The following is a 25,552-nucleotide window of genomic DNA, read 5'->3' as shown; positions in this document are numbered from 1 at the left end:
TCTCACCTATCTTTCTAATAAGTCCTCCACGATCGACTGTACTTCTAAATCACCTGGCTCGTGTGCCAAATAATGTTGCAGCAAATGAAGTGCTTCAGACAAACGTCCTTCTTCACGTAAGAAAATGCCGTATTCCTTCATAAACGCTGGTTCATGGTGCAAATCAACATTGGCTGCTTCGTAATATTTTGCTGCTTTGTCAAAATCTTCTAACGCATTGAAGGCTTGCGCCAGATTCCATAGAGCGTGAGGCTGTTCATTGTCTTCCATTCGCTCGATCGCCAAGATCGCTTCTTGCCAACGCTCTTCGTTCAAGTATAAATTACTTAAGGTCAGCAAGGTATCCTCTTCTTTTTCACCAGTTTCCAGTGCTTTAAGTAAAAATGATTCGGCTGCTTCACTGTCATGAAGTCGGTAAGCATTCTCGGCAGCAAAATGATAGAAATCTACTTGATATGGATCTTCATGAATTCCTTCCTCGATCACACGTTGCGCTTCTTCCAGCTGCTCTTCTTCTTGCAATGCTTCAGCCAAATAGAGATACAAGGCCCGGTATTGGGGATTCATGACCCGCAACTGCTGCAAGTAGCGTATCGCTTGTTCATTTTCCTTCAGCTGCAAATAGACTAAAGCTGTTTGAAAGAGACGCTCATCCGTCTGTTCGTCTTCTAAGCTTGCTTCAAAGTATTCTAACGCCTCTTCAAACTTACCTGCCATACTCAATGAAGTCCCGGTCCGTTCAACGATTGAGATCCCTGAAATATCCGTAATTTCTTCTTCCAACAATCCTTGATAAAGGTCAACAGCTTCTTGATAGCGATCCGTTGAAAAAGCTAACTCAGCTAAGGCAAAGCGAATCAAGGGTTCCTCTGGCACAAGGCTTTGCGCTTCTTTTAATTTGGCTTCACTGACTTCCGGGATACCGATCAGTTGATAGAGATCCGCACTCAATAACAAGGCTTGCAGATACGCTTCACTCGTTGGTGGTATTTGATCGATATAGGCAAAGGCCGTTTCGATCTGGTCTTCTTCCATCGCAATTTCTGCTAAAGGAAGCAGCAAAGCTTCATTTTCAGGATGCCGCTGCTGCAGGGTTTCAAATAACGTTTTTGCCTCTTCTAAAAAACCGATCTGCAATAATTCATCGCCCAAAGCGCCGAGTGTTTCATCATCATCTTTTTGCAGTGCTTCGGTAAAATTCAATTGTGCTTCTGCCAACTCTTCTGCGGCTAGTGCTTTTAACATTTTTTCACTATAAGTTTCCATCTAGACCCCTCGAATCTCATTGATTAATCGCTGATAAGTCTCCATCGTCTGGACAAGATCTTTTTCCTCGATTTCTGTTCTGCCCCCTATTGTACCAACTTTTGCCAAAAATAACAGTTTTTTTTCTTTTTGCTGCAATTCTAGTACATGGCTGAAATACTCGCTTAAGGAAAAAGATTCGGGCAATTCGATAGGAAAGCCTAATCGGGTAAGCCATTGGCAAAACACCGGCAGATCGACAGTCAACTGTTGCTGCTGGACTGTCCAAATAAAATGAAACAAAAAGCCAAAGAACAATTTCATCGCATCAGACAGTAAGTGACCATTTTCCGTTCGATAAGCAGCATCGGCAAAGAGTTGCCCAAACTCCTCCAATTCGCCGCCCGACTGCTGATACAATTGGATCAGCTGATTGGTATATGCTGCCAATGAGTGTCTCATCAACGCCTGATGACTGGAATACGTTCGATAAAGCTCTTTTAAAAAATCGCTATCGGAAAGCACGCCACCACGGATCAGGGTCAAAAAGTCCACCAGTTTCCCATCGATCTGCTTTTCGGCAATCGTCTGATCGAAAATAACAAATTGTGGTGTGTTAGGGTTTTCCAACATCGGGATATCTGGCTTTTTCACAACGATCGCTGTTTCTTTGACACTTTTAGCTAAAGCCCGCAAGGAGACGGGAATCAGCCAAAGCTTTGTCGTTAGAACCGAAGTCGCATGGATAAAACTGCTCAGTGCCAATACACCTTCATTCCCAAATCCGACGATCAACAAGGACTCTTGCTTAGAAAAGCGACCGAAGAAATCCATTGCGGCCTTAAATTCGCTAAAGTTGTTGCAATACATTTGGTTGGTACAAATATACCAATTGACCTCGCGCGGCAAAAACAGGCGTGTTACTTTTTCTGAAAAGCGGTCATAATAACGCTGATTCGTCAAAATGATCACCTGCTGCGGCTCGATCGACTGTTCTTTCATGACCGATGCCAGTGTTTCACCGTAAGAAATCTGAGTTTCTTGCTCATTTCTGTAAAAAACAGCTTCCATCGGCTCACTCCTTTGTTGCTACTACTTACTATTATAGCAAGAAGCCGCTGAAACACCTACTAAATCGCTAACCATTAGGAAGTATTTTTCGCCGATTTGTCCCATCTTTCTATGCCAAAAAGCAAAAAACATGATTTCCTGTTATTACAAAGGAAACCATGTTTTTTTCTAAACCAAAAGCGAGTAAAGTGATTGATTTTGCTGAAGGTTGATATAGTTTTGGTCAAACTGTTCAATTCGTGACAGTAATGCGGGTAGATCTTTTTTGTGTTTCAACAAGATTCCCAGCATTACTGGTCCTGTTCCACGATTGATTTTTTTCGTATATTCAAACCTCGTGATATCATCATCAGGCCCTAATACATGGCTAACAAATTCCTTCAACGCACCGGGACGTTGCGGGAAGTTGACGATAAAATAATGTTTCAATCCTTGATAAATCAGTGATTTCTCTTCGATCTCAGCCATGCGGGAACTATCATTGTTGCCGCCACTCACAATACAGACGACTGTTTTGCCTTTGATTTGCTCTTTGATCAGATCCAAAGCTGCCACACTCAAGGCACCAGCTGGTTCAGCGACGATCGCTTGTTTGCTGTATAATTCTAAAATCGTTTGGCAGATTGCACCTTCTTCCACCGTTACCAATTGATCCACGTAGCGTTTGGCATGGGCATAGGTTTGAGCTCCGACTTGTTTGACTGCCGCACCATCCACAAAGGTTTCAATATGCTCTAAAGCCACTGGTCCTTGGTGATCAAAGGCTGCTTGCATCGAGGCTGCCCCTACAGGTTCTGCTCCAACAACTTTTATCTTCGGTTGCTTTTCTTTCAAATAGGCTGCGGTTCCGCTGATCAAGCCACCACCGCCAATGGCAGCCACCACCAAATCGATCGTTACTTGTTTCTTTTCAGCATCAGCCAACATTTCCACGGCTACTGTTCCTTGTCCTGCGATAATATTGGGATCATCAAAAGGAGCAATGAAAGCCATTTGTTCTTCTTTGGCAAATTGTTTGGCAGCCTGCGCCGCCGCATCAAAGGTATCTCCCACCAATTCGATCTTGACGTAGTCACCGCCGAAAAAGAGGACTTGCGCGATTTTTTGTTGCGGGGTCGTTGTCGGCATGAAAATGACCGCATGGATCTGCTGTTCTTGACAGGTATAAGCAACGCCTTGGGCATGATTCCCAGCACTGGCACAGACAACCCCACGACTGGTCTGTACAGGATCTGCCTGGGTGATCGCATAGTAGGCACCTCGTAATTTGAAGGAGCGGACTTTTTGCAAGTCCTCTCGTTTCAATAAAACCGTCGCTTGGTATTTTTCAGATAAAAAGCGATCATATTGCAGCGGTGTATGACTAACTGCTCCCCGCAGTCGCTCGTAGGCTTGTTCGATTGCAGAAACTGTCATCAACAAACGCGTCCCCCCTAATCTTTCGCAACAAACGGCATCATTTTCCGTAATTCGCTACCGACTTTTTCAATTTGATGGTTGCCGTTTTCTTCACGCATTTTATGGAATTCAGGGAAGCCATTTTGATTATCCTCAATGAATCCTTTCGCGAATTGACCATTTTGGATATCTGTCAATACGGCTTTCATGTTCTCTTTAGCTTGCGCGGTGATCACCCGTGCACCGGAAACGTAATCGCCATACTCTGCCGTATTTGAGATCGAATGACGCATTTTTTTGAAGCCTCCTTCATAAATCAAGTCAACGATCAGTTTCAATTCATGACAAACTTCAAAATACGCCAATTCCGGTTGGTACCCGGCTTCTACCAATGTTTCAAAGCCAGCTTCGATCATACTGGTCAAACCGCCACAAAGTACGGCTTGTTCCCCAAAAAGATCGGTTTCGGTCTCTTCTTTAAAGGTGGTTTCCAAAACACCGACCCGTGTGGCACCAATGCCTTTTGCATAAGATAAAGCTGTCGCTTGTGCGTTGCCAGTTGCATCTTGATAGACTGCAAACAAGGCTGGCACCGCAAACCCTTCGGTAAAGGTTCGACGCACCAAGTGGCCCGGTCCTTTAGGCGCAACTAGAAACACATCCACCTCTTTTGGCGGCTCGATCACATCAAAATGAATATTGAAACCATGCGCAAATACTAATGCATTGCCGGCAGAAAGATTCGGTTCGATCTCATTTTTATACAACGATCCTTGGATCTCATCGGGTGCCAAGATCATGACTACGTCCGCTTTTTGTGTGGCTTTGGCTACTGGAAAGACCTCGAACCCGTCGTTTCTTGCGGCTTCTGCTGACTTTCCTTCACGAATGCCGATAAAGACTTCATGGCCTGTGTCCCGTAAATTTTGCGCATGGGCGTGCCCTTGAGAGCCATAGCCGATGATCGCAATCTTCTTGTCTCCTAGATTATCTGTAACTTCCTCGTTGTAATATACTTTTACCATACTTGTTTCCTCCGAATTCTTTCTTTATTTTAAGCAATTCAAAATTGCACTTACCCTCTTGTAAAACCCGTGACCCCTGTTCGTGCCAACTGTTTGATCCCGTAGGGACGCAAAACTTCGATGCATGCTTCTACCTTTTTTGTATCGCCGGCAACTTGCACAACGATCGTTTTCAGTGCGACATCGACAATGTGCGCTCGAAACGGATCGATCACTGCTTGGATCTCCGAGCGGCTGGTAGTTGGTGCATTGACTTTGATCAGCACCAGCTCCCGTTCGATATGAGGAATTTCTGTGATATCAGAAACCTTCAAGACATCGATCTGTTTGTTCAGATGCTTAGTCACTTGTTCTGTTTCTGCCAAATCGTTCACGTTGACAATGATCGTCATTCGTGAAAATTCTGGCCGTTCCGTTGTGCCGACAGAGATACTCTCGATATTGACCTGTCGGCGGTTTAAGACACTCGTAATGCGGCTCAAAACACCTGCTTCATTATGAACGATTGCTGCTAATACCCGTTTCATCTCCTTAGACCCCCATCATTTCATGATTGGCTTTCCCCGGTGGAATCATCGGCAGCACGTGCTCTGAGGGCGAGACCATTACTTCGATCAGCTGCGGTCCTGATTGAGAAAAAGCTGCTGCCAATTGATCTGCCAGTTGCTCTGGGGCATCGATCCGACAGCCTTCGATGCCGTAAGCTTGTGCCAGTTTAACAAAATCAGGTTGTTGTGCAAAAACAGAGGCAGAGCGTCGTTTGCCATGAAAGGTTTCTTGCCATTGACGGACCATTCCTAACGAACGATTGTTCAACAAAACAAATTTGACATTCAAGCCATACTCATTCAAAATCGCAAATTCTTGGTTCGTCATTTGAAATCCACCATCGCCAACAAACACCACGACCATTTTTTCTGGATGAGCAAATTGGGCACCAATTCCCGCAGGGATCCCATAGCCCATCGTGCCCAGTCCGCCACTGGTAATCAATTGTTTAGGAAAGCGAAACGGATAATACTGCGCGACCCACATTTGATGTTGCCCAACATCGGTAATGACGTAAGCCTCTCCTTTGGTCAAACGTCCTACTTCTTCGATGACCTTTTGCGGTTTGATTTCTTGTGTCTGGGTGCGATCATAGCGATAAGGTTTTTCCTTTTTCCGTTTTTGGCATAGATCCAACCAGTCAGACCATGTTCCTCTTGTTGGCTTATAGCGCAGCATTTGTTGCAAAGCAGCCTTGGCATCGCCAACGATTGGGATCTTAGTTTCTACGATCTTGCCGATCTCTACTGGGTCGATATCGATATGAGCAACGATCGCCTGCTTGCCGAACTGACTGCCGGCCGTTGCTAAACGATCATCGAAGCGAGAGCCGATATTGATAATCAAATCGGCTTCCGATAAAGCCATGTTCGCCGCATAGGTGCCATGCATACCGCCCATGCCCAAGAAAAATTGATGATCACTTGGCAGCAAGCCTAAGCCGAGCAACGTTGTGACTGTCGGCAACTTGTACTTGGCAATAAATGCATTTAGTTCAGCCGCAGCTTCGGCAGCGATCACGCCTGCACCCGCCAGTACTACTGGTCGCTGTGCTTTTTCTAGAACTTGCATCAATTTTTCGATTTGCAGACGAGATGGCTCTGCAGTCGGTTGATAGCTTTTCCTTGTGATCGGCAACGAGCAGGTTTCGGCGGTTTCTTGTAGGGTAATATCTTTCGGAAGGTCGATGACAACTGGGCCCTTACGACCAGTTGAAGCGATGTGAAAGGCTTCAGCGATCACTTTCGGCAACTCATCGACACAGCGGACTTGGTAGTTGTATTTCGTGATCGGCAACGTGATACCTAGAATATCCGCTTCTTGAAAAGCATCTTTGCCAATTCCTGGTACCGCCACTTGCCCCGTGATAACCACCAACGGTACGGAATCACTCATGGCATCGGCAATGCCCGTAACAACATTCGTAGCACCTGGTCCGCTAGTCACTAAAACGACCCCCACATTACCAGTAGCTTTGGCATAGCCTTCAGCGGCGTGGATCGCCCCTTGCTCGTGACGCGTCAAAATATTTGGAATCGCTGCATCATATAATTGGTCATATAACGGTAAGACGGCGCCACCCGGATAGCCAAAGATCATCTCGACGCCTTGCTCTTGCAGGCTGTCCACTAACACTTGCGCGCCAGTCCTTAGATGCGATGCTTGATACTCGATATTTTCCATTGCTACTCCTCCTCATCAGGTACTCGCATAATCCCGCCCGTATTCGCAGAGGTCACTAAAGCGGTATAACGTGCAAGCCAGCCTTTCTTCACTTTCGAACGAAACTTTGGTCGTTCTTGCGCACGCGTGGCAAGTTCTTCTTCTGAAACTTGCAGATTTAGCGTCCGATTTGGCAAATCAATTATGATTTCATCACCGTCGTTGACTAGCCCTAGTGGGCCCCCGGCTGCAGCTTCTGGCGAAATATGGCCAACCGCGATTCCTCGGGTCGCTCCTGAAAAGCGGCCATCGGTGATCAAGGCGACATCTTTGCCTAACCCACGACCAACGATACTTGAGGTAGGCGCCAGCATTTCTGGCATACCTGGTCCTCCTTTTGGACCCTCATAGCGGATCACTACAACATGTCCTTTTTGTACGGTATGGTTGTCGATGGCAGCAACTGCTTCATCATGAGAATCAAAACAGATCGCTTTCCCTTTGAATACTTGGACACTTGGATCGACCCCACCGACCTTGATGACACTGCCTTCTGGGGCGATATTGCCGTACAAGATCGATAGACCGCCCACAGGACTATACGGGTTTTCTTTGGGATGAATGACTTCTTCGTTGTGGATCTTCGCTTCAGCGACATTTTCTCGTAACGTCTTACCGGTAACAGTCGGTCGATCGGGATGAATCGCTCCCTCGATATCACAAAGCTCCCTTATGATTGCCGAAACGCCGCCAGCTTCATGGACATCGTGCATCGAATAGGCTGATGATGGCGCGATTTTTGAGAGATAAGGCACTCTTTTAGCGATTTCATTGACCCGTCTTAAGTCATAGTCGATCTCTGCTTCATTGGCGATCGCTAAGGTATGCAGCACTGTGTTGGTGGAACCCCCCATCGCCATGTCTAAAGCGAAGGCATCATCAATAGCTTCTTTGGTCACGATGTCGCGAGGCTTGACTTGTTTTTCAACAAGATCCATCAACTTAAAGGCGGCTTGTCTAACTAGTTCTCGTCGCTCTTGAGACACAGCGAGGATCGTGCCATTGCCTGGCATTGCCAATCCTAAGATTTCTAAGAGGCAATTCATCGAGTTGGCAGTAAACATCCCTGCGCAGGAGCCGCAAGTCGGACAGGCATTTTGTTCCATAAACTCAAAATCTTCTTTTGTCATATTCCCCGTCTTGTACGTCCCAACGGCTTCAAACATGGAAGATAAGGTTATTTGATGTCCCCGAGGATCAATGCCGGCTTTCATCGGACCGCCGGAACAAAAGATTCCTGGTACGTTGGTCCGCATCGCTGCTAAAATCATGCCAGGAGTGATCTTGTCACAATTTGGGATATAAAATACGCCGTCAAACCAGTGGGCATTGATGACGGTTTCTGCAGAATCAGCGATCAATTCTCGGCTAGGTAGCGAATAACGCATGCCAATATGTCCCATCGCAATGCCATCATCCACGCCGATTGTATTGAACTCAAAAGGGATGCCGCCAGCTTCACGAATCGCTTCTTTAGCGATATCTGCTAACTCCCGTAAATGCACATGTCCGGGTACGATATCGATATAGGAATTACATATCGCGATAAATGGTTTGTTCATATCATGGATATTTTTAACTTGTCCTGTGGCATAGAGCAGACTCCTAGCTGGCGCTGCATCGATCCCTTTTTTAATTTGATCACTTCTCACACTCATCATCTCCTGCATTTTGGAATAAAAAAAAGCATCCCGGTTATAAAAAACTGGGATGCTTTGCCAGAATCCCATTTTACTTACGCAAATAGGACTCAAACAAACGGATAATTTTTGCTTCCGTGTTCTAAGTCCTGGTATCAATAATAATGACTAATAAATATTGATTAAAATTACGCATAGAAAATGGCTCCTTCATTAGAAATAGTAACGTTCTTGTAATTGTTTACCAATATACCCTTTGGAAAAATACTTGTCAACGAATTTTCTGAATTTTTTTTCAATAATGACAATTCTATCCAGACTATTCTAACATTGGATGTCATTTAATCGGTCTCCCCTTTTCGTTAAGATCTCTTTTGTATCAAGGTTGATTATATCCAAAAGTGAGTAAGCATTGGCGCTAAGTGTTTTTTTTAGATCAAAAGAAAAACACACTATTATTTTGAATTTTCTGACAATAAAATGTGATTGCTTACTTTCCAGATGACAACCGCATGGCAACAACCAATATTTAAGCAAAAGAAAAAACCCTTGATTACTCAAGGGTTTCTACAAGACTCAATTATTTCACTGCGTCTTTAAGAGCTTTACCTGGTTTGAATGCAGGTACTTTGCTAGCAGGGATCTTGATTTCTTCACCAGTTTGTGGGTTGCGTCCTTTGCGTTCTGCACGAGAACGAACTTCAAAGTTACCAAAGCCGATCAATTGAACTTTTTCACCGTTAGCTAAAGCGTCTTGAATTGTTGAGAATACAGCGTCTACTGCTGCAGTTGCGTCTTTCTTAGTTAAGTCAGTAGCTGCTGCAACTTTTTCGATTAATTCTGCTTTATTTGCCATGGATGGTTTCACCTCCTGATATTTTTTTTGATGTCATGCATCAACAAAAATCTTGAGTGGTCCAAGGTTTTTGTCAAATATTGATTACCATCAATATTCTGATATAACGTTATCATAAGAACCTTGTAATATCAAGGATTTTAACGTTTTTAGGGGGTTTTTTTTTGGTTTTTTCCCATTTTTCTAGAAAAGGACAGATTTCTTTGTAAAAAGAAACAAAGTATGATAAAATCTCTATTTTCTTCTGCGAGGAATGATCCGAATCGGCGTTCCTTCAAAAGTGAATGCCTTGCGGATTTGATTTTCTAAAAAACGTGCATAAGAGAAATGCATCAGTTCTTCTTCGTTGACAAAAATAACAAAAGTTGGCGGTTTGACAGCTACTTGCGTCGCATAAAAAATCTTCAAACGTTTGCCTTTGTCTGTTGGTGTTGGGTTGATCGCCACAGCGTCCATAATGACGTCATTCAACAACGCAGATGGAATACGCATGTTTTGATTCATGCTGACTTCTTCAATCAATTGCGGCAGCTTATTCAAGCGCTGCTTCGTCACTGCGGAAACAAAAATGATTGGCGCGTAATCCAAATATTGGAATTCATCTCTGATCTCTTCTTCAAAATCACGCATCGTATTCGTTTCTTTTTTCAATGTATCCCATTTATTGACAACGATAATGATTCCACGGCCTGCTTCATGGGCATAGCCAGCGATCCGTTTGTCTTGCTCGCGAATTCCTTCTTCGGCGTTCAAGACCATCAAGACGACGTCTGAGCGTTCAATGGCCCGCATTGCTCGCATGACACTGTATTTTTCAGTAGATTCGTAGACCTTCCCTTTTTTACGCATGCCGGCGGTATCGATCATGGTAAATTCTTGACCGCTTTCGCTAGTAAAATGGGTATCGATCGCATCACGAGTCGTTCCTTCGATATCTGAAACGATCACTCGCTCTTCTCCAAGAATCGCATTGATCAAAGAGGATTTCCCGACGTTTGGTCGACCGATCAAACTAAACTTGATGATGGAATCGTCTTCTTCTTCCGCTTCATTGGTGAAGTGTTTGACTGCTTCATCAAGAACATCACCGATCCCTAATCCATGACTTCCTGAGATCGGGTATGGATCGCCCAGACCTAAACCATAGAATTCATAGATATCGTTACGCATCTCGGGATTATCAACTTTGTTGACCGCTAAAATCACGGGTTTGTTGCTTTTGTATAACAAACGAGCCACAAGCTCGTCCGCATCTGTTACTCCTTCACGAGCACTCGTAATAAAAACAATGACATCTGCTTCATCGATGGCGATTTCTGCTTGATGCTTGATTTGATCCATAAACGGCTCATCACTTAAATCGATCCCACCTGTATCGATTACGCTAAACTCACGGCCTAGCCATTCGCCAGTGGCATAAATACGATCTCTGGTCACTCCTGGAGTATCCTCAACGATCGAAATTCGTTCTCCAGCTATCCGGTTGAAAATGGTCGATTTCCCCACATTCGGACGTCCAACGATCGCTATTGTTGGATTTGACATTTTTTACCCTCCATTTAAAAAAGCAGTCCTTGTACGCTGCTTCTTGTATTCAATCTTACTTAGTTTACCTAAAGCCATGGAAAGTTGCAAGCTTTCCCGGCAAACAAAAAATCAGCTTATAACAAATTCAAACATCGAATCGTTATAAGCTGATGGCATACAATTACTCTTCGTCGCTGTCTTTTAAGGCATCGCCTAAGATATCACCCATGGTAAACCCGGTTGATTCTTCTGGCAATTGATAATCATCCTCTGAAACTTCTTGTGTTTCATTGGTGTTTTCGGCTTTTTCTAATGCTTTGATGCTTAATGCGATTCGGTGTTCTGAAGGGTTCACTTCGAGCACTTTCACTTGCACTTCATCGCCTTCTTGTAAGACTTCATGTGGTGTCGCAATGTGTTTATGGGAGATTTGTGAAATATGGATCAGCCCTTCAACACCTGGGAAGACTTCCACAAACGCACCGAAGCTTGTCAAACGTTTAACAGTCCCAGTTAAGACACTGCCAACAGCCGCTTGTTCTTCGATATTGGTCCAAGGTCCAGGCAATGTGTCTTTGATTGAAAGAGACACACGTTCTTTGTCTGCATCAACAGATAAGATACGGACGTTGACGGTATCGCCAACAGACAAAACGTCACTCGGTTTGCCCACATGCCCATGTGAAATTTCAGAGACATGGACAAGTCCATCGATGCCGCCTAGGTCTACGAAGGCACCAAAATCAGTCAAACGAGCTACTTTTCCTTCTACTTCTTGTCCTTCATATAAATCAGCTAATAACGCTTCTTTTTGTTTTGCTTTTTCTGCTTCAACAACAGCTTTATGAGAAAGGATCAAGCGGTTTTCAGAAGGCTCGATCTCAACGATTTTAAAGGTCAATGTTTTCCCTTTGTAATCTTCAAAATCCGCAACAAAATGATCTTCGACCATTGATGCCGGAACAAAACCACGAACACCTACATCAACCACTAACCCGCCTTTAACGACGTTGGTGACTGGTGCTTCGATGATTTTTCCTTCTTGGAAATCTTTTTCGATATCTTCCCAAACTTTTTTCGCATCTAAGCGACGTTTAGAAAGGAGATAGCTGCCGTTTTCTTTGTCTTTACCAATTGCTGAAATCACAACTAATTCTAAGACATCCCCTACTTTGACTGCTTCGTTGATGTCTTCAACAGGTAAAGTCGATAATTCTTTTGCAGGAACAACGCCTTCAACGCCGGCGCCTTCGATCCCTACGATCGCTTGTTTATCCTCAATGGCTAATACCTCGCCTTTAACGATATCTCCAACTTTTACTTCTTGGAAATTGTCTAAAGCGGCTTCCATTGATTCATTTCCACTCTCAACCTGATTATTTTCAAATTCTGTCATCTCTCATGTCCTCCTAACCAACAATTCTGCAATAATTGCACTACATCTTTTAGTTTAAAATAGAATGAAAAAAAAATAAAGCGATTTCTCTTATTTTCCTAAAAAACTACGGTTTTTTCGTTGAAAAAGTCTTTTCACGTCTGTTTTCTTGCTTGCTTTCATCTTTTTCGTAGGAAAAATAAAAAAACAATGGGGAACACCCACTGTTTTCGTTAGTTGATCTTTTCTTGGATCGTTTTTTTGATTGCTTCTACGACTTGCTCGATCGTTAAACCGGAGGTGTCGATTCGAACGGCATCTGTTGCTTGTTTCAGAGGCGAGACTTCCCGATGGGAATCCAAATAATCTCTTTGCTGGATCTCTTCTTTCAAGGTCTCATAATCGGTACCGATCCCTTTTTTCTGATTTTCTTTGAAACGGCGCTGCGCCCGTTCTTCCACACTTGCTACCAGAAAAATCTTGACTTCTGCTTGTGGTAAAACCGCCGTACCAATATCGCGGCCATCCATCACGACACCGCCATCTTTAGCGATCATCTGCTGTTGTTGGACGAGTTTTTCGCGGATCGCAGGGTATGCCGACACCTTCGAAACTGCGTTGGTTACTTCTGGCTGACGGATCGCTTCTGTGACTTGCTCTCCTCCTGCAAAGACCTCTTGACCGTGTTCAGTTGGTTCAAAAGTGATGGGGTATTGATCGATCAAAGCAGCGATCGCCGTTTCATCCTCTAGTGAACAGCCGCTTTTTAAAGCCAAATACGTGATGCTGCGATACATGGCACCGGTATCTGTATAAATAAACCCTAAATCATTGGCAATGATTTTTGCCACTGTGCTTTTTCCCGATGACGCAGGACCATCAATAGCGATGTTGATTTTTTTCATTTTTCTTACTCCTCGTTTCCCAACGATGTGTATTCCTTCATCGTTTCTGCTTATCGTTCACCTTGGCTTCTTCCTACCAAGAAAAAAAACCGCCAAAGCGGTTTTTTATTTAATTCGTAATGTGTCGCCAGGGTATAGCATGTAGTTGTTTGGATCAATCCCATTTAATTGATATAGGGTTTCAACTGAGATGCCTGTACGAGCTGCCACTTGTTCAGGACCTTCACCTGCTTGCACCGTCGTATATTCCTCGGTACCAGTCGCTCCTTGCCCTTGATTATTTTGCGTAGTGTCTTGTCCTGCATTGTTTTCTTGTTGAGCCGGCTCACTACTACTTGATGGCGTCGTTGAAGCTGGTGCAGAACTGCTACTGCTTGATGAAGAACTTGATTCACTTGTTGACGAACTCGTTTCCCTTGTCGATTCAGTAGTGGATGATTCCGTTGTTGATGACTCGGTTGTCGAAGATTCTGTCGTACTTTCTACTGTACTGCTTGAACTTGCTGCGGTCGGGGCATCACTGTTATGATTCAATACCCAAATACCGGCACCAACCGGAATTGCCACGATCAAGAAAAGCAAAACTAAAACGATCGTCAAAAAGAGTGAATTCCCACGCTTTTGTTTTCTTTGTTGGGATCTTGATGCAGAATCATCGTATTCTGTATCATAGATTGGTTGTTCCCACGGTTCTTGATTTTCTGAATTGTAGTCATTGTCTTTCTTGCTCACTCGTATTCCCTCCTAGTTTCCTTCCGATGTATTATACCATAGGTAAATAAAAACTGTCCTGCAAAATACGATTCAATTTATATCTTTAAAAATTTTTATTAAACGTTCTTGCCAATGAAGGATGACTTTTTTTTCTAAAAGCTCTTCTTCTACTGCCAATTCGATCCCGTCATTGTCGCAACAATAAGGATTCTGTTGCACTTCTTCTCCAAAATGCGCCAATAAAAACTGACGGCGGCAACCGGCAAAATGAATATAAGCCAACATTTTTTGTAATTGTTCTTGCTTTTGCTGTTCGTTTTGTTTTAGCGTTTCCAGCCAAAACGCAGCCCCCAACTCCTTCATCTTCTGCTGCCATTTTTCTTGCAGCGGTGTCAAGGGTTCTTTCCTCTTTTCCTGAACCATTCGTTCTAAAGCACGGCGTTCTTCTTTGTTTTCTCGCTGAAAGAAGTAGTGGATCTGCTCATCGTGTTCCTGATAAAGCAAGATCGCACTGCTTTGTTTGCCATCGCGGCCTGCTCGACCGATTTCCTGACTGTAGTTTTCCAGCGAATCAGGCAAGTCATAATGGATCACAAAACGAATATCTTCTTTATTGATCCCCATCCCAAACGCATTGGTTGCGACGAGCAATTTTAATTTATTCTGAGAAAACTGCTGCTGCAACGTTTTTCTTTGATCACTCGCTAAACCACCATGATAATAACCTACCGAATAGCGCTGACGCAGTTTATTATAGACTTCTTCGACTTTGCTTCTTGTGGAACAGTAAATGATCCCAGCCCCGCCTAAGCGGCTGAGATAGTCTGCTAATGCCGCATCTTTGTCTGTTGTTTGCTCTACGAACAAGCCGATATTGCTGCGGTTCATCGAATAACGATAGACATTGGCGTTCTTTGCTAACAACACCTGTCGAATATCTGCTTCCACTTGTGCCGTAGCAGTAGCCGTCAAAGCTAATGTGACGGGTGTCTTCAAGCGTTTTTTTACTTCACCAAGCTGCAAGTACTCTGGTCGAAAATCAATGCCCCATTGGGAAACACAATGAGCTTCATCCACCACGAGCATAGCGATCTTAGCTTGTTCGAGTTGTTGCAAAATGGCTTCTTGCACGATCATTTCTGGACTTAAAAACAAAAATTTGTACTTCTGCAAGTGCTGCATCACGTAGTGACGATCGGCAAGGTCCAGTTGACTATTAAATGCAATCGCGCGTTTTTCCCCTTGCTTTTGTAAGCCATAGACTTGATCTTCCATTAAAGAAACAAGCGGTGAGATAATGATCACGATGCCATCTATGAGGTACCCTGGTAGCTGATAACAGAGACTTTTGCCATTCCCGGTAGGCAGAATCGCTAACGTATCTTGCTGCGCTAAAACACTTTCGATGACTTCTTTTTGTCCTTGACGAAATGTTTTGAAGCCAAAGTACTGATTCAGTGCGTTTTCTAACATCGAATCCCCCGTTTCTGAGCAATCTGTAACAAACGGATCGTCAAAAAATCTGTCGCCAGAAGTTCCTGTAATTCTTGATAGCTGTTTTTCCAAGAAGTTACTGACAGCTTATTCAGCAACGCTGTATCAAAGCGCTGATAAGGAAATGTCGGATCAAGCAGTGCCCATTCAATCAAATGATCATTAACGGTTCCTCGTTTGATCCTTCTTTTTTCCATGATCTGCTCAACAGAAGCTCCTTGCAAGAATAATGCACGACTTTCCAGCATACTTTGATTCAGATTCCTATTTAGAAAAGGCGATAATCCTTGAAACAGTACCATCTGCGGCTCTTTTTCGACCAGGGCTAAAAATTGATGGATCGCAGCTCCTACATAAAGATTGTCCCAAGGCTTACCTTGTACAGATTCTGGCAAAAGTTGGAAAAACGCCTGCCCAAGAAGATCAGGACCAGATAAGGTGCCCGCTAAAAAATCTGCAACTTCTGCGGGAAGCTGGTCAAAAACTGCCGAAAGTTCTCGATGAGTGATCTTTTTGATTTCAGGGTATTGATGGATCAGTCGACGCACAGGTTCTGTATATAAGGGCGTGTTCTCAACAGGAATATACTGATTAGTCACCCCTTGATATGCAGCTGCTTGAACCAACAGTCGGACAAAACGCCAAGCCTCCTCCGTCGTTCGTCCATACCGAAAATAATCCATCTGATGCAACAACATTTCTCTGGACTGCTCATAATTTGCAACGGTCCTTTTGAGCAGCAGACCATCTGAATCCCGACTTAACATCCCTTGTTGGATCAAGTCAGCGATCGTCTGTTGATACTCCCACTCATTCAACTGTGGCATCGCTTGAAAAAGACCTAAGCGATCATAAAAAAAGGCATAACTCAAAACAGAGCTAGTACGCTTTCCAATGAGAATTTGATAAAGTGTCGATGGGCGTAGCTTGTCAGTATCAGAAAACAGCGCTAAAATAAAAGAATCCATATCTTCCCTCCAGAAAGGACTAAAAAATGTCACAACGCTGTAAAATTGTTCCTGAGCGCTGCATTGCTTGTGGCCTATGTGCGATCTATGCCCCCGAGATCTTCGATTATGATGAAGATGGGATCGTTTTATTTGCCCAAGAACCGAGTGCTCGGCAACAGTTTATCATAGAAGAACAACAAGAAAAAGTCAAAACTGCTTATCGCAAATGCCCTACCCGTGCGATTATCATGGAAAAATAAAAAAGCCGACCTGCCATTGACAGACCTTTCGTCTGCAACAGCAAGTCGGCTCATTTTTTATTTTCCTATAGCAGAATGATGGGGCTGCTTACGAGCCAACCATGGCAGCAGTTTGGCATGTAGTGCTAAAAAGACGGCACTGACGATTGCGCCTTTAACCAAATTAAAAGGTAAGATCCCGATCGCCACATATTGCGGCAAAGACATTCCTAAAAATTGATCGGCTGTGACCCCGAAAAAGCGTAGGTAAAGCGGTGTGATCACAAATAGGTTCGCCACACTCATAAAAATCGTTACCGACAAGATACCGCTGATGACACCAACCATTTTGTTTTTGGTGTGGATACCTTTGCGGAAAAAGTAGTACATTGGTAAAGTAAAGGCACATGATGCTAAAAAGCTTGCCGTATCCCCCACCATATCAGCAGGTGAAAAACCAGATAAGAACAAATGTAGGACCGAACGAATGAAGGCAGTCACTACCCCACTCCAAGGACCAAATAAAAACATCATGATCATCACGGGAATATCACTAAAATCGATCTTTAGAAAGCTGAATGCCGGAAAAATTGGAAAAGCGATAAATTGCAAAATTGTTCCCATAGCAGCACACATGGCGATTGTCACCATTTTTCTTGTTTTGTTGTTCATCAGTATAAATCCTCCTAAGTTCAGGATTCCTCTTCAAACGAACCTATTAAATTTCCTCGGCTTTCTTGTCGGCGCCAGACAAAAAATGCCCTCTTTTTTCCACGAGGAAAAAGAGGGCATTCGAAATAGCCATAAGCAAATCAAATACGCTCTATCTTCTTTATCCAGACTGTACTGTCGGTATCGGAATTTCACCGATTCAGCTATTTCCGAAGAAATAGGTCGTGGACTATAACCACCGGTCGGGAATTGCACCCTGCCCCTGAAGACGAACCTTTATTCTATTTATTACATGTTCTATTATACACAAAATCTAAAAATTAACAATAGTTACGTTTTCAGATACTTTTCAACTATTTTGCACTATTTTTCAGCTGGCTGACTTCTTTCTTCGACAATTCTCGGTATTCCCCTGGACGAAGTCCTTTCAGATCTAACGGACCATAGTTTTCCCGTTTTAGTTTTTGCACAGGCAAACCAACTGCTTTTAGCATGTTTTTGACTTGATGGTTGCGACCTTCGTGGATCGTCAATTGCACAATACTAGATTGCGCTGTTTGGTCTGTCGATAAGATTTCAAAGCGAGCAGGTGCCGTCTTACGGCCTTCGATCCGAATCCCTTTTGTCAATGGGAGCAGCTGCTTTTTATCCGCAATGCCTTTGACCTTGGCAACATACACTTTGTCGACTTCGTGTTTTGGATGCATCAGTGTCTGTGATAATTCCCCATCATTTGTCAGGAGCAGTAAACCGGAGGTATCATAGTCCAAGCGTCCGACTGGATACACTCGTTCAGGCACTTCAGCAAAATAATCCAAAACGACTTTGCGCTTTTTATCATCCGTAACAGCTGAAATCACGCCACGAGGTTTGTAGAACAAATAATAGACGTGTTGTTCTTGTTCGATCGGTATGCCATCGACTTCAACGACGTCTTTTGAACTGACTTGGACCCCTAATTCTTTGATTACTTGTCCATTAACTCGCACTCGGCCTTCGGTTATCAATCCTTCAGCTTTTCTTCTTGAGGTGATGCCGGCATGGGCAATCACTTTTTGCAAACGTTCCATCTTCATTCTCCTTCTGTTTCTGCTTGTTTGTAGCGGTCGTAAAAAAGATCAAACGGTGCATCTTCTTCAAGTTCATCTTCCATTGATTGGATGTCAGGCAATTCAGCCAAACTTTTTAAGCCAAAATAATCCATAAAGTATTCCGTCGTACCGTATAAGATCGCTCGTCCTGGTCCGTCCACGCGGCCCTTTTCTTCAATCAGCCGTTTTGCCACCAGTTTTTGAACCGAGCCGCTGGATTGGACGCCGCGAATCTCTTCTACTTCCATCCGAGTGATCGGTTGCTTGTAAGCAATGATCGACAAAGTTTCCAAAGCCGCTTGCGACAATGAACTGCCCATCGGTGATTCGGCATATTTCTTCAATAAAGGGGCAAATTGTTTCTTAGTGGTTAAGATAAAATGATTGCCGACTTCTAGAATGTGCAACGCAGTATGTTCATTTTCTTCATATTGCTGATTTAATTCCTGCAAATGCTGATAGACACTGGCAGTATTACTTTTGACTAAATAACTTAGTTCTTCAAGTCCGATCCCCTCATCACCGACGACGAATAAGATCGCTTCTAATTCACTATATTTACTCATCTTCTTTACCTGTTGGATAGAGCAGAATCGACGCATAATTGTCTGTTTGCTCTACTCGAATCGTTCCTTTTTTCATTAATTCTAATAGTGCCATAAAGGTTACCACAACTTCTGTTTTATTGTAAGAGGTAAAAAACGAATCGAAGCTGCGGCCTTTTTTGGCACTGACATGCTGCATCTCCAACTGAATCGCCGCCATCTTTTCATCGATGGTGCTTTCATCAGGAGAAATCTTGGTTTCTAGTACTTGGCGATTTTTCTTTTTCTCGACCATTTTTTGAAAAGCCAAAAAGAGATCGATCGTGTTGAATTGATTGGCTCTTAATTGATCTTCTTCCTCTTTGTATTCATCGACATCCATTGGATCTTTCGTGTAATACAAACTGCGCTCTTCCGCTTTTTCTGAAAGCTGTTCGGCTGCGTACTTAAATTTCCGGTATTCTAGCAGTTGTGCCACCAGCATATCCCGCGGATCTTCTTCGTACTCTTCGACTTCAGCAATCAATTCTTGTTTAGGCAATAGCATCTGGCTTTTGATCGCCATCAAAGTCGCCGCCATAACTAAATATTCTCCAGCGACTTCTAATTCTAAAATTTTCATGGCATGGATGTACTGCATGTATTGTTCGGTGATGGTAGCAACTGGAATATCATAAACATCGATCTCCAGTTTTTTGATCAAATGAAGCAGCAAATCCAGCGGTCCTTCAAAGACAGCCAATTTTATTTTGATTTCTTCCATTCCATCCTCGATTTCTAGGCGCGCGGAAAGTGCTGCTTGTACACTTCCGTCATCCGTTTCTTCGTTATATGCGTGTAAATCTGAGTAGTCGAGATATCTGCGTGTCCTAGTAACTCTTGAACCGTTCGCAGATCTGCCCCGTTTTCTAATAGATGGGTCGCAAAACTATGGCGCAACGTATGGGGAGTCACATTCTTGGTGATCCCAGCTTGTCGAACCAAGGCCTTTAAATTTTTCCAGATCCCTTGACGAGACAGTTGCGTGCCGTGGTTGTTCACAAACAGATGGCTTTCATCTGGCGTTTTTCTCGTCAAATATGGACGCGCATCGCTGAGATAGGTTTCGATCCATTGAATCGCTAGATCCCCTAATGGAACGATCCGTTCTTTGTCGCCTTTCCCGGTTGTTTGCAGCAACCCCATACTTAAATGCAAATCGTTTAATTTCAAACCGATCAACTCGCTGACACGTAAGCCCGTTGCATACATCACTTCCAAAATCGCTCGGTCACGGACGCCCAACACCGCTCGCGTATCCGGTGTTTCGATCAACCGCTCCACTTCTTGTAAACTCAAGGTATCAGGCAGCTTCTGCTGTTTTTTCGGTGAATCAATATGCTGCATTGGATCATGATCGGTAAACCGTTCTTGACGCAAAAATTGATGGAATCTTCGCAAACTAGAGACCATCCGAATCACGGTCGCCGAGGATTTTCCCGCTTCTTGCAGACTTTGCAAAAAAGACAAAACGATTACTCGGTCGATCTGCTGCCACTGAGTGACTTGTTTTTTTTGTAAAAACGCAAGATACTGTTGCAGATCTCGTTGGTAGCTGGCACGGGTATTTTGGGATAGCCCGCGCTCAATGGTCAAATAATGAAGATAATCAATGATTTGTTCGTTCATGGGGCTCCCTCTACTTTCAGCTTTTTTATCATATCAAATTCTGGCTCGTTAAGATAGTAGCTTGCCAATAAAAAAGAGGCACCTACCCATATCGTTTGCCCAAGGAAACACCCGAATCATAGCAGATTTTTCGGTTTCTTTCAAATTGGAAAAAATAGCGCTCTTCCTATTGGAAACCATCTGACTATCATTCGGGTGATAACAAACGTTTATTTAAAATTGCCAAAGTACAATTACTCGGCTTTGCTTTGGCATTTTTGGCAGACACCATGAAATGTCAACCGATGATCCTTTACTAAAAAATGGTACTTTTGTTCAACGATCTCTTCGACACTGCCCAGCAAATCCTCTTCAACCTCTTCAATATTGCCGCATTCCAAACACAACAAGTGATGATGAAAGTGTTTGGCACCTTCTTTGCGTAGATCATAGCGAGCGACACCGTCATTAAAGCTGACTTTATCGACGATTTTCAAATCCGTTAAGATCTCCAACGTTCGATAGACGGTTGCCAAGCCAATCTCAGAATTTTTTTTTCGCACAAAAAAGAAAATCTCTTCGGCGGATAAATGGTCTTTCTCATTTTCTAATAAGACCAATAACGTCGCTTCTCGCTGAGGAGTTAATTTAAACCCCGACTCGTGCAATTGTTTCTTGGTCTTTTTTAACGCTGCTGTTGTGTTCATAGTTGCCTCCGTATGCCGTTAATTTATAACGATTCTAATCTGAGTGAGAATCACTCAAGACAAACATTGTAATCATTATAAATTAGAACGATAAAAGAAACAAGTATTCTCAATTAGGTTTTTTGATAAGAATCGTAAAGCCGTCTTTTTGCTCAATCAAACGCTGTTTCATCAAGGTTCCTAATGCCCGTTTAAATTGGCCTTTACTAATACCAAATGTTTGTAAAATCTCTTCCGGTGCTGATTTGTCGGTGAAAGGAATTTTGTTCTCATGTGCTCGTTCTAAAAAGGTTAGAACCATGGCGGCATCATTTGAGATCGCTTCGTGGGCTCTTGGTTTCAATGAAAGGTTCAAGACACCATCTGGACGAATCCCAATCACTCGCCCTTTGACCACTTCCCCAAGGCGCGGCTCTTGATACCGTTCTGATGGATGGACGAAGCCAATATAAAAATCATCCGTCAGCAAGTAAGTACCCGCTAACTTCAAACGGTACACGGTACCTGTAACATCTTGATTCTTCATTTGCTCCGTACCATTTTTGCTCAATGCCTTAAAAATTTTCTCATCTGCTAATGAAGCCCAAATGCGCTCTTTGTCATCGACCCGCAAGCTGACCATCAAGCGGTCGCCTTTTTTAGGCCAAAGTTCCCGCATCGTTGGCAATTCATCTAATGAAACCACCATATCTTTGTCTTTTAAACCGATATCGACGAAAACGCCTAAGTCGCGACGGCTTCCTGTGACTGTACCAAAGGCATAATGCCCTTTGCGGCTTTTCGGAATGTTCGTAGTGAGCACATTTTCTTGCTTTTGATTTTGATAGCCAAACCCTTCGACTGCTTCACCTAAATGATGCTCGCCTTCTTCCTTGGCTAGTCGGAAGGTAACCCCGCCTTTTTGAACAAAATAATTTTGTTCATTTTCATCAATGATCAATCCGCTAAATACGGATGCTAATAAGTCTTTCATCTATTCTCTCCTTCTTCATAAAAACTGCCAGTTGCTATACAAAGAAACGCAGCAGTGCCATAGCAATAACGCCTGTAATAACGATCTTCATCAAATCTTTGGTATAATACCCCACCAACAATGCTGGGATACAGGCAACAGCTTCTTTGACTTTCAAGAGGGGAAATTGCCCTTCACGAAAGATCAACAAATTTTGCACCAACAATGCCGCCAAAATACACAAAGGTAAATAACTCAAAAAGATGGTGAAGGACTTCGGAAAGACCAGCTTTTTAGAAAATAAAAAAGGAACGATCCGCGGAATCCATGTAACCAACCCACATGCTAGCATTAGTATAACAAAATTAGTCATGATGTGTCACCGTCCCAACCAAACAACCTGCCAAGGTCGCCGCAATTACCGCAATCTCAGCTGTCGAAAAACGCATAAATAAAATCAATGTCCCCACAACTGCCCCTAGTACTAAGAGGGTTTGCTGGGTTTTCTTCTTAAGCGGTCGCTCTACTTGAAATAAAAAAAGACCAACAAACATGGCTACCAAGGCAAAATCTAAGCCTAACGCTTCCGGATCTGGAATAAACGAGCCTAATAATCCGCCTAAGAAGGTTGCGAAGATCCAACTCAAATAAGCCATCACGTTCAACCCATGGGTCCATTTCGCTGTGATTGGTTTGTCTTGTTGCAGTGCTGTCGTCAAAACACCATAAGATTCATCGGTCAAAAGCGTCCCAATCCCAATAGCAGAAAGCAAAGGTGTCTTTTTAAAATAGGAAGCTACTGACAAGCTCATCAAAAAGTGTCGTAAATTCACTAAAAAAACTGTTGCGACGATCGTCATGAAGGGTGCTTGAATCGCTAGTAACGCGCAAATGATAAATTGGGCACTGCCAGCATAGACAATAATAGACATTAAAATAATTTCTAAAATAGACAACCCAACGCCTTTTCCCACAACCCCCATCGCAAAACCAATGCCCAGATACCCAAGAATCGTTGGTACACAAGCAATGACTCCATCTTCAAACCGATCATATCTTTCCATTTTCTGCACAAAAAACCCCTCCTTGTTTGAACGATTATCTTTCATCATATCGAAAACAGGGAGGGGAAACAAGAGTTTTTCACATGTGCATGTAATTACTCTGAAAGTTTGCTAGTGACTCAGGGGATTTAGCGAACGGTGTGATCGTTCCCATTGCCTCTGAAATAGCCGGTTTTGGCGTTTACCGTAAATAAGTATAGCGGGAAGGCTGAATCGTCCGTTCCTTTGAGCAAGCTACCTTGGGCATTTGTCGCATAAAAATTGTAATAGCCTTCACCATTGACGATTCGCACACGTTCAAAAGTATAGCCGCCTTCCACCACATAACCACGGGCAATCGCTGTGGCGATGATTTTTTCTTGGACGCCATCCGCCCACACCCAAGCACTATTGTTCACATCATCCAAATCACTTTGACGAGCTGGAATGATTGGTTGATTGTTAGTATTTGTTGGCGTATTTGGCGAAAGGACATACTCTTCTTCAGAAGTACTTTGCGCTGGTGCCGCAGCGCTTGAAGAACCACCGCTCGAAGCTGAAGAATTGTTCTCAGAAGCCGCTGCTTGTGCTGCTTGTTCGGCTTGTTGTTGCGCCGCTGCTTGTTGGGTAGCTGTTTCACGCTTCGTCAAGGCAGTATCGACTTTACGAAGTTCAGTCGTAAGACTTTCCACCAATGAATCGATTGACAATGCTTGGACTTTTTTCATTAAAGCATTGTAGTTCTCGCGGGTGACACTTGCCGGAGCTTCCCCATCACCACTTAAAGCCACCATGCTCTTCACTGCATTTTGAACTTCCTCGATCGCGCTGAACTCTTTTTGTCCCATGTCGATGGCTTGATTGATCAACTCATCAAAGGCATCCCCGTTCTCACGCTTCGCCATTGTGACAGCAGCAGCTTCTTTCAAGGGGACTTCTTCCAACTGATCCCCCACAACGGCAGGACTGCTGAAATAGCTGTTGATCTCTGTTAAAGCCGCTACTTTGTCAGCGATCGTCTCTGCTTCTTGTGACAAGGCATCGTATCGTTCGTGGTCTTGAAAATCTGCCAACTGATTCGTCACAGCCGCCAACTGTTCTGCTGTTTTGTCGCTTTTAATGAACACACGCTCATCATCTGTATAAAAATCATTCAGCTCATTTTCGATCTGATCTAACGTGCGGTTCTCTTGTGCCAGTTGCGTTTGTCGGGCAGTTTCTTGTTGCTGTTGTTGATAGTAATACGCCCAACCACCACCTGCTGCCACTAATAGACAAGCCGCTGTAATGTAGAGTGCTTTACGAGGGCTCTTCTTGTTTTCGGTAGAAACAGGTGTTTTTTCTTCAGCAGTCGCCTTTTGCGGTGTTTCCTCCGCTATGGTGATTGGTTCAGGAATTGGATCGATGACTGGCTCTGGCTGCTTCCCAGCTTCTTCAATAACTGGCTCCATCACTGCTTCCTCTTCACTTGCCGGCAGAGATTCCTCGCTGGCTTGCACCTGACTTTCTGCTTCAGCAGAGGATAGATCAACAGCGGTTTCTTCTGCTTCCAAAGCTGCAGCTGCCTTGGCTTCTTCATCAAGTTTGTGCTGCCGGATATAAGCAGCCAAAATCTCAGAGTCATGCTGATCATCCGTATTTAATGCATCGGTCTCATTTACTTCTTCGCTGGCTGATGTTGTTTGGTCTTCTTTAGACCCAGAGTTTTCCGCCGTTTCTGGTTCTTTTTTGGACTCTGATTCAAGTGCTACTTTTTGCTCATCGGGAAGGGCCTCCTGCTGCGCAAGGTCGATCGTTTCTTCATTCGAGGACGGCCGATCACCTAAATGCTCCTCCATTTTTCCGATCGGAACATTTTTAAAGTCAGACCAGCGAATATCATCGTTTTTATTTTGTAGCTCTTCTGGCGTAACGGAAGAGTCAGATGCTGGTTCCTGTTGGTTCTCCTTTGCTTCCTTCCATTGAAACCCGCAATTGGGACAAACGGATGTTTCTTCTATTGCTTGAAATCCACATTCAGGACATGTCTTCTTCATTGATTCAAACTGACTCCTTTTGTTTTTTGCAATTCCTTTTTATGGAGCAGTAACCTACCAGATCAAACGCTTGATGCGCCCACTGCTCCCTATTTCAAAGACCGACAAATAATAGGTCTTTTTCGCATTTCTTTTTAATTACTCAATTA

General features: G+C 43.6%; 25 protein-coding genes and 1 riboswitch. Of the genes, 1 reads left to right on the top strand and 24 read right to left on the bottom strand.

The window, feature by feature from the left end; genetic code table 11:
- Positions 1-6: 6 nt before the first annotated feature.
- The 14 genes from FJU10_RS06110 to FJU10_RS06045 all read right to left on the bottom strand — a co-directional run bounded on the left by FJU10_RS06110 (position 7) and on the right by FJU10_RS06045 (position 16,489).
- On the bottom strand, positions 7-1,266 hold the full coding sequence (locus tag FJU10_RS06110) for a tetratricopeptide repeat protein (protein ID WP_081118782.1): 1,260 nt from the start codon (positions 1,264-1,266) through the stop codon (positions 7-9).
- On the bottom strand, positions 1,267-2,316 hold the full coding sequence (locus tag FJU10_RS06105; protein WP_140965401.1) for a hypothetical protein: 1,050 nt from the start codon (positions 2,314-2,316) through the stop codon (positions 1,267-1,269).
- Between the two features lie 168 nt (positions 2,317-2,484).
- The gene (ilvA, locus tag FJU10_RS06100) at positions 2,485-3,732 is read right to left on the bottom strand and encodes a threonine ammonia-lyase IlvA (RefSeq protein ID WP_081118821.1); all 1,248 of its coding nucleotides are present in this window, start codon (positions 3,730-3,732) and stop codon (positions 2,485-2,487) included.
- Positions 3,733-3,749: 17 nt separating this feature from the next.
- The gene (gene ilvC, locus FJU10_RS06095; protein ID WP_140965400.1) at positions 3,750-4,739 is read right to left on the bottom strand and encodes a ketol-acid reductoisomerase; all 990 of its coding nucleotides are present in this window, start codon (positions 4,737-4,739) and stop codon (positions 3,750-3,752) included.
- A gap of 50 nt (positions 4,740-4,789) precedes the next feature.
- Positions 4,790-5,266: an acetolactate synthase small subunit gene (gene ilvN / locus FJU10_RS06090; protein ID WP_077452643.1), complete on the bottom strand. Its 477-nt coding sequence runs from the start codon at positions 5,264-5,266 to the stop codon at positions 4,790-4,792.
- A gap of 4 nt (positions 5,267-5,270) precedes the next feature.
- Positions 5,271-6,971, bottom strand: a complete 1,701-nt coding sequence (ilvB, locus tag FJU10_RS06085) for a biosynthetic-type acetolactate synthase large subunit (RefSeq protein WP_081118785.1) — start codon at positions 6,969-6,971, stop codon at positions 5,271-5,273.
- Between the two features lie 2 nt (positions 6,972-6,973).
- Positions 6,974-8,662 carry a dihydroxy-acid dehydratase gene (ilvD, locus tag FJU10_RS06080; protein ID WP_096742425.1) on the bottom strand — a complete coding sequence of 563 codons (1,689 nt, stop codon included), beginning with the start codon at positions 8,660-8,662 and terminating at the stop codon, positions 6,974-6,976.
- A 568-nt stretch (positions 8,663-9,230) separates the two neighbouring features.
- Positions 9,231-9,506 (bottom strand): HU family DNA-binding protein, encoded by a 276-nt coding sequence (locus FJU10_RS06075; RefSeq protein ID WP_003126821.1) that lies wholly within the window; start codon positions 9,504-9,506, stop codon positions 9,231-9,233.
- A 234-nt stretch (positions 9,507-9,740) separates the two neighbouring features.
- Positions 9,741-11,051, bottom strand: a complete 1,311-nt coding sequence (gene der / locus FJU10_RS06070) for a ribosome biogenesis GTPase Der (protein ID WP_005237082.1) — start codon at positions 11,049-11,051, stop codon at positions 9,741-9,743.
- Positions 11,052-11,214: 163 nt separating this feature from the next.
- On the bottom strand, positions 11,215-12,429 hold the full coding sequence (rpsA, locus tag FJU10_RS06065; RefSeq protein ID WP_005229333.1) for a 30S ribosomal protein S1: 1,215 nt from the start codon (positions 12,427-12,429) through the stop codon (positions 11,215-11,217).
- 212 nt (positions 12,430-12,641) lie between these two features.
- Entirely contained in the window at positions 12,642-13,313 is a 672-nt protein-coding gene (gene cmk, locus FJU10_RS06060; RefSeq protein WP_081118787.1) for a (d)CMP kinase, read from the bottom strand.
- A 105-nt stretch (positions 13,314-13,418) separates the two neighbouring features.
- Positions 13,419-14,045 (bottom strand): SAG1386/EF1546 family surface-associated protein, encoded by a 627-nt coding sequence (locus FJU10_RS06055; RefSeq protein ID WP_077452647.1) that lies wholly within the window; start codon positions 14,043-14,045, stop codon positions 13,419-13,421.
- A 72-nt stretch (positions 14,046-14,117) separates the two neighbouring features.
- Positions 14,118-15,500, bottom strand: coding sequence for a RecQ family ATP-dependent DNA helicase (locus FJU10_RS06050; protein WP_081118788.1), 1,383 nt, complete (start codon positions 15,498-15,500; stop codon positions 14,118-14,120).
- The gene (locus tag FJU10_RS06045; RefSeq protein WP_140965399.1) at positions 15,494-16,489 is read right to left on the bottom strand and encodes a helix-turn-helix domain-containing protein; all 996 of its coding nucleotides are present in this window, start codon (positions 16,487-16,489) and stop codon (positions 15,494-15,496) included. The genes FJU10_RS06050 and FJU10_RS06045 overlap by 7 nt, the downstream gene beginning before the upstream one ends.
- A gap of 26 nt (positions 16,490-16,515) precedes the next feature.
- On the opposite strand from FJU10_RS06045, the gene FJU10_RS06040 reads away from it, so the two are divergent.
- Entirely contained in the window at positions 16,516-16,731 is a 216-nt protein-coding gene (locus FJU10_RS06040; RefSeq protein WP_077452650.1) for a ferredoxin, read from the top strand.
- Positions 16,732-16,788: 57 nt separating this feature from the next.
- Here FJU10_RS06040 and FJU10_RS06035 read toward each other — a convergent pair whose 3' ends face one another.
- From FJU10_RS06035 to FJU10_RS05990, 10 genes are all read right to left on the bottom strand, one after another.
- Positions 16,789-17,382: an ECF transporter S component gene (locus tag FJU10_RS06035; RefSeq protein ID WP_016613081.1), complete on the bottom strand. Its 594-nt coding sequence runs from the start codon at positions 17,380-17,382 to the stop codon at positions 16,789-16,791.
- A 149-nt stretch (positions 17,383-17,531) separates the two neighbouring features.
- Positions 17,532-17,656: riboswitch (FMN riboswitch) on the bottom strand.
- A gap of 79 nt (positions 17,657-17,735) precedes the next feature.
- On the bottom strand, positions 17,736-18,452 hold the full coding sequence (locus FJU10_RS06030) for a pseudouridine synthase (protein WP_077452651.1): 717 nt from the start codon (positions 18,450-18,452) through the stop codon (positions 17,736-17,738).
- A 2-nt stretch (positions 18,453-18,454) separates the two neighbouring features.
- On the bottom strand, positions 18,455-19,039 hold the full coding sequence (scpB, locus tag FJU10_RS06025) for an SMC-Scp complex subunit ScpB (protein WP_005229316.1): 585 nt from the start codon (positions 19,037-19,039) through the stop codon (positions 18,455-18,457).
- On the bottom strand, positions 19,032-19,781 hold the full coding sequence (locus FJU10_RS06020) for a segregation/condensation protein A (protein WP_005237103.1): 750 nt from the start codon (positions 19,779-19,781) through the stop codon (positions 19,032-19,034). The genes scpB and FJU10_RS06020 overlap by 8 nt, the downstream gene beginning before the upstream one ends.
- Before the next feature lie 14 nt (positions 19,782-19,795).
- On the bottom strand, positions 19,796-20,686 hold the full coding sequence (xerD, locus tag FJU10_RS06015) for a site-specific tyrosine recombinase XerD (RefSeq protein WP_081118790.1): 891 nt from the start codon (positions 20,684-20,686) through the stop codon (positions 19,796-19,798).
- 233 nt (positions 20,687-20,919) lie between these two features.
- Complete coding sequence (locus FJU10_RS06010) at positions 20,920-21,372, bottom strand: Fur family transcriptional regulator (RefSeq protein WP_005237105.1); 453 nt, start codon at positions 21,370-21,372, stop codon at positions 20,920-20,922.
- A 109-nt stretch (positions 21,373-21,481) separates the two neighbouring features.
- A complete protein-coding gene (locus FJU10_RS06005; RefSeq protein WP_081118791.1) occupies positions 21,482-22,345 on the bottom strand; it encodes a S1 RNA-binding domain-containing protein in 864 nt (287 codons plus the stop codon).
- 34 nt (positions 22,346-22,379) lie between these two features.
- Entirely contained in the window at positions 22,380-22,697 is a 318-nt protein-coding gene (locus FJU10_RS06000; RefSeq protein ID WP_081118792.1) for an AzlD domain-containing protein, read from the bottom strand.
- A complete protein-coding gene (locus tag FJU10_RS05995) occupies positions 22,690-23,397 on the bottom strand; it encodes an AzlC family ABC transporter permease (protein ID WP_081118793.1) in 708 nt (235 codons plus the stop codon). The genes FJU10_RS06000 and FJU10_RS05995 overlap by 8 nt, the downstream gene beginning before the upstream one ends.
- A 119-nt stretch (positions 23,398-23,516) precedes the next feature.
- Complete coding sequence (locus tag FJU10_RS05990; RefSeq protein WP_140965398.1) at positions 23,517-25,403, bottom strand: cell division site-positioning protein MapZ family protein; 1,887 nt, start codon at positions 25,401-25,403, stop codon at positions 23,517-23,519.
- Positions 25,404-25,552 lie beyond the last annotated feature (149 nt).

Origin of the sequence: Enterococcus sp. OL5 (genome assembly GCF_006491895.1) — a bacterium.
In the GTDB taxonomy this organism is placed as follows: domain Bacteria; phylum Bacillota; class Bacilli; order Lactobacillales; family Enterococcaceae; genus Enterococcus_D; species Enterococcus_D innesii.
Note: the sequence above shows the minus strand (reverse complement) of the source record. Positions and strands in the feature narration are given on the sequence as shown.

Coding starts and splice junctions, on each gene's coding strand:
- FJU10_RS06010 (WP_005237105.1), bottom strand. CDS start 21,372: ATGAACACAACAGCAGCGTTAAAAAAGACCAAGAAACAATTGCACGAG.
- cmk (WP_081118787.1), bottom strand. CDS start 13,313: ATGAAAAAAATCAACATCGCTATTGATGGTCCTGCGTCATCGGGAAAA.
- FJU10_RS06000 (WP_081118792.1), bottom strand. CDS start 22,697: ATGACTAATTTTGTTATACTAATGCTAGCATGTGGGTTGGTTACATGG.
- FJU10_RS06040 (WP_077452650.1), top strand. CDS start 16,516: ATGTCACAACGCTGTAAAATTGTTCCTGAGCGCTGCATTGCTTGTGGC.
- der (WP_005237082.1), bottom strand. CDS start 11,051: ATGTCAAATCCAACAATAGCGATCGTTGGACGTCCGAATGTGGGGAAA.
- rpsA (WP_005229333.1), bottom strand. CDS start 12,429: ATGACAGAATTTGAAAATAATCAGGTTGAGAGTGGAAATGAATCAATG.
- FJU10_RS06075 (WP_003126821.1), bottom strand. CDS start 9,506: ATGGCAAATAAAGCAGAATTAATCGAAAAAGTTGCAGCAGCTACTGAC.
- FJU10_RS05990 (WP_140965398.1), bottom strand. CDS start 25,403: ATGAAGAAGACATGTCCTGAATGTGGATTTCAAGCAATAGAAGAAACA.
- ilvA (WP_081118821.1), bottom strand. CDS start 3,732: ATGACAGTTTCTGCAATCGAACAAGCCTACGAGCGACTGCGGGGAGCA.
- FJU10_RS06035 (WP_016613081.1), bottom strand. CDS start 17,382: ATGAACAACAAAACAAGAAAAATGGTGACAATCGCCATGTGTGCTGCT.
- ilvC (WP_140965400.1), bottom strand. CDS start 4,739: ATGGTAAAAGTATATTACAACGAGGAAGTTACAGATAATCTAGGAGAC.
- xerD (WP_081118790.1), bottom strand. CDS start 20,686: ATGAACGAACAAATCATTGATTATCTTCATTATTTGACCATTGAGCGC.
- FJU10_RS06005 (WP_081118791.1), bottom strand. CDS start 22,345: ATGAAAGACTTATTAGCATCCGTATTTAGCGGATTGATCATTGATGAA.
- FJU10_RS06030 (WP_077452651.1), bottom strand. CDS start 18,452: ATGGAACGTTTGCAAAAAGTGATTGCCCATGCCGGCATCACCTCAAGA.
- FJU10_RS06105 (WP_140965401.1), bottom strand. CDS start 2,316: ATGGAAGCTGTTTTTTACAGAAATGAGCAAGAAACTCAGATTTCTTAC.
- ilvN (WP_077452643.1), bottom strand. CDS start 5,266: ATGAAACGGGTATTAGCAGCAATCGTTCATAATGAAGCAGGTGTTTTG.
- FJU10_RS06020 (WP_005237103.1), bottom strand. CDS start 19,781: ATGGAAGAAATCAAAATAAAATTGGCTGTCTTTGAAGGACCGCTGGAT.
- ilvB (WP_081118785.1), bottom strand. CDS start 6,971: ATGGAAAATATCGAGTATCAAGCATCGCATCTAAGGACTGGCGCGCAA.
- FJU10_RS06050 (WP_081118788.1), bottom strand. CDS start 15,500: ATGTTAGAAAACGCACTGAATCAGTACTTTGGCTTCAAAACATTTCGT.
- FJU10_RS06110 (WP_081118782.1), bottom strand. CDS start 1,266: ATGGAAACTTATAGTGAAAAAATGTTAAAAGCACTAGCCGCAGAAGAG.
- scpB (WP_005229316.1), bottom strand. CDS start 19,039: ATGAGTAAATATAGTGAATTAGAAGCGATCTTATTCGTCGTCGGTGAT.
- FJU10_RS06045 (WP_140965399.1), bottom strand. CDS start 16,489: ATGGATTCTTTTATTTTAGCGCTGTTTTCTGATACTGACAAGCTACGC.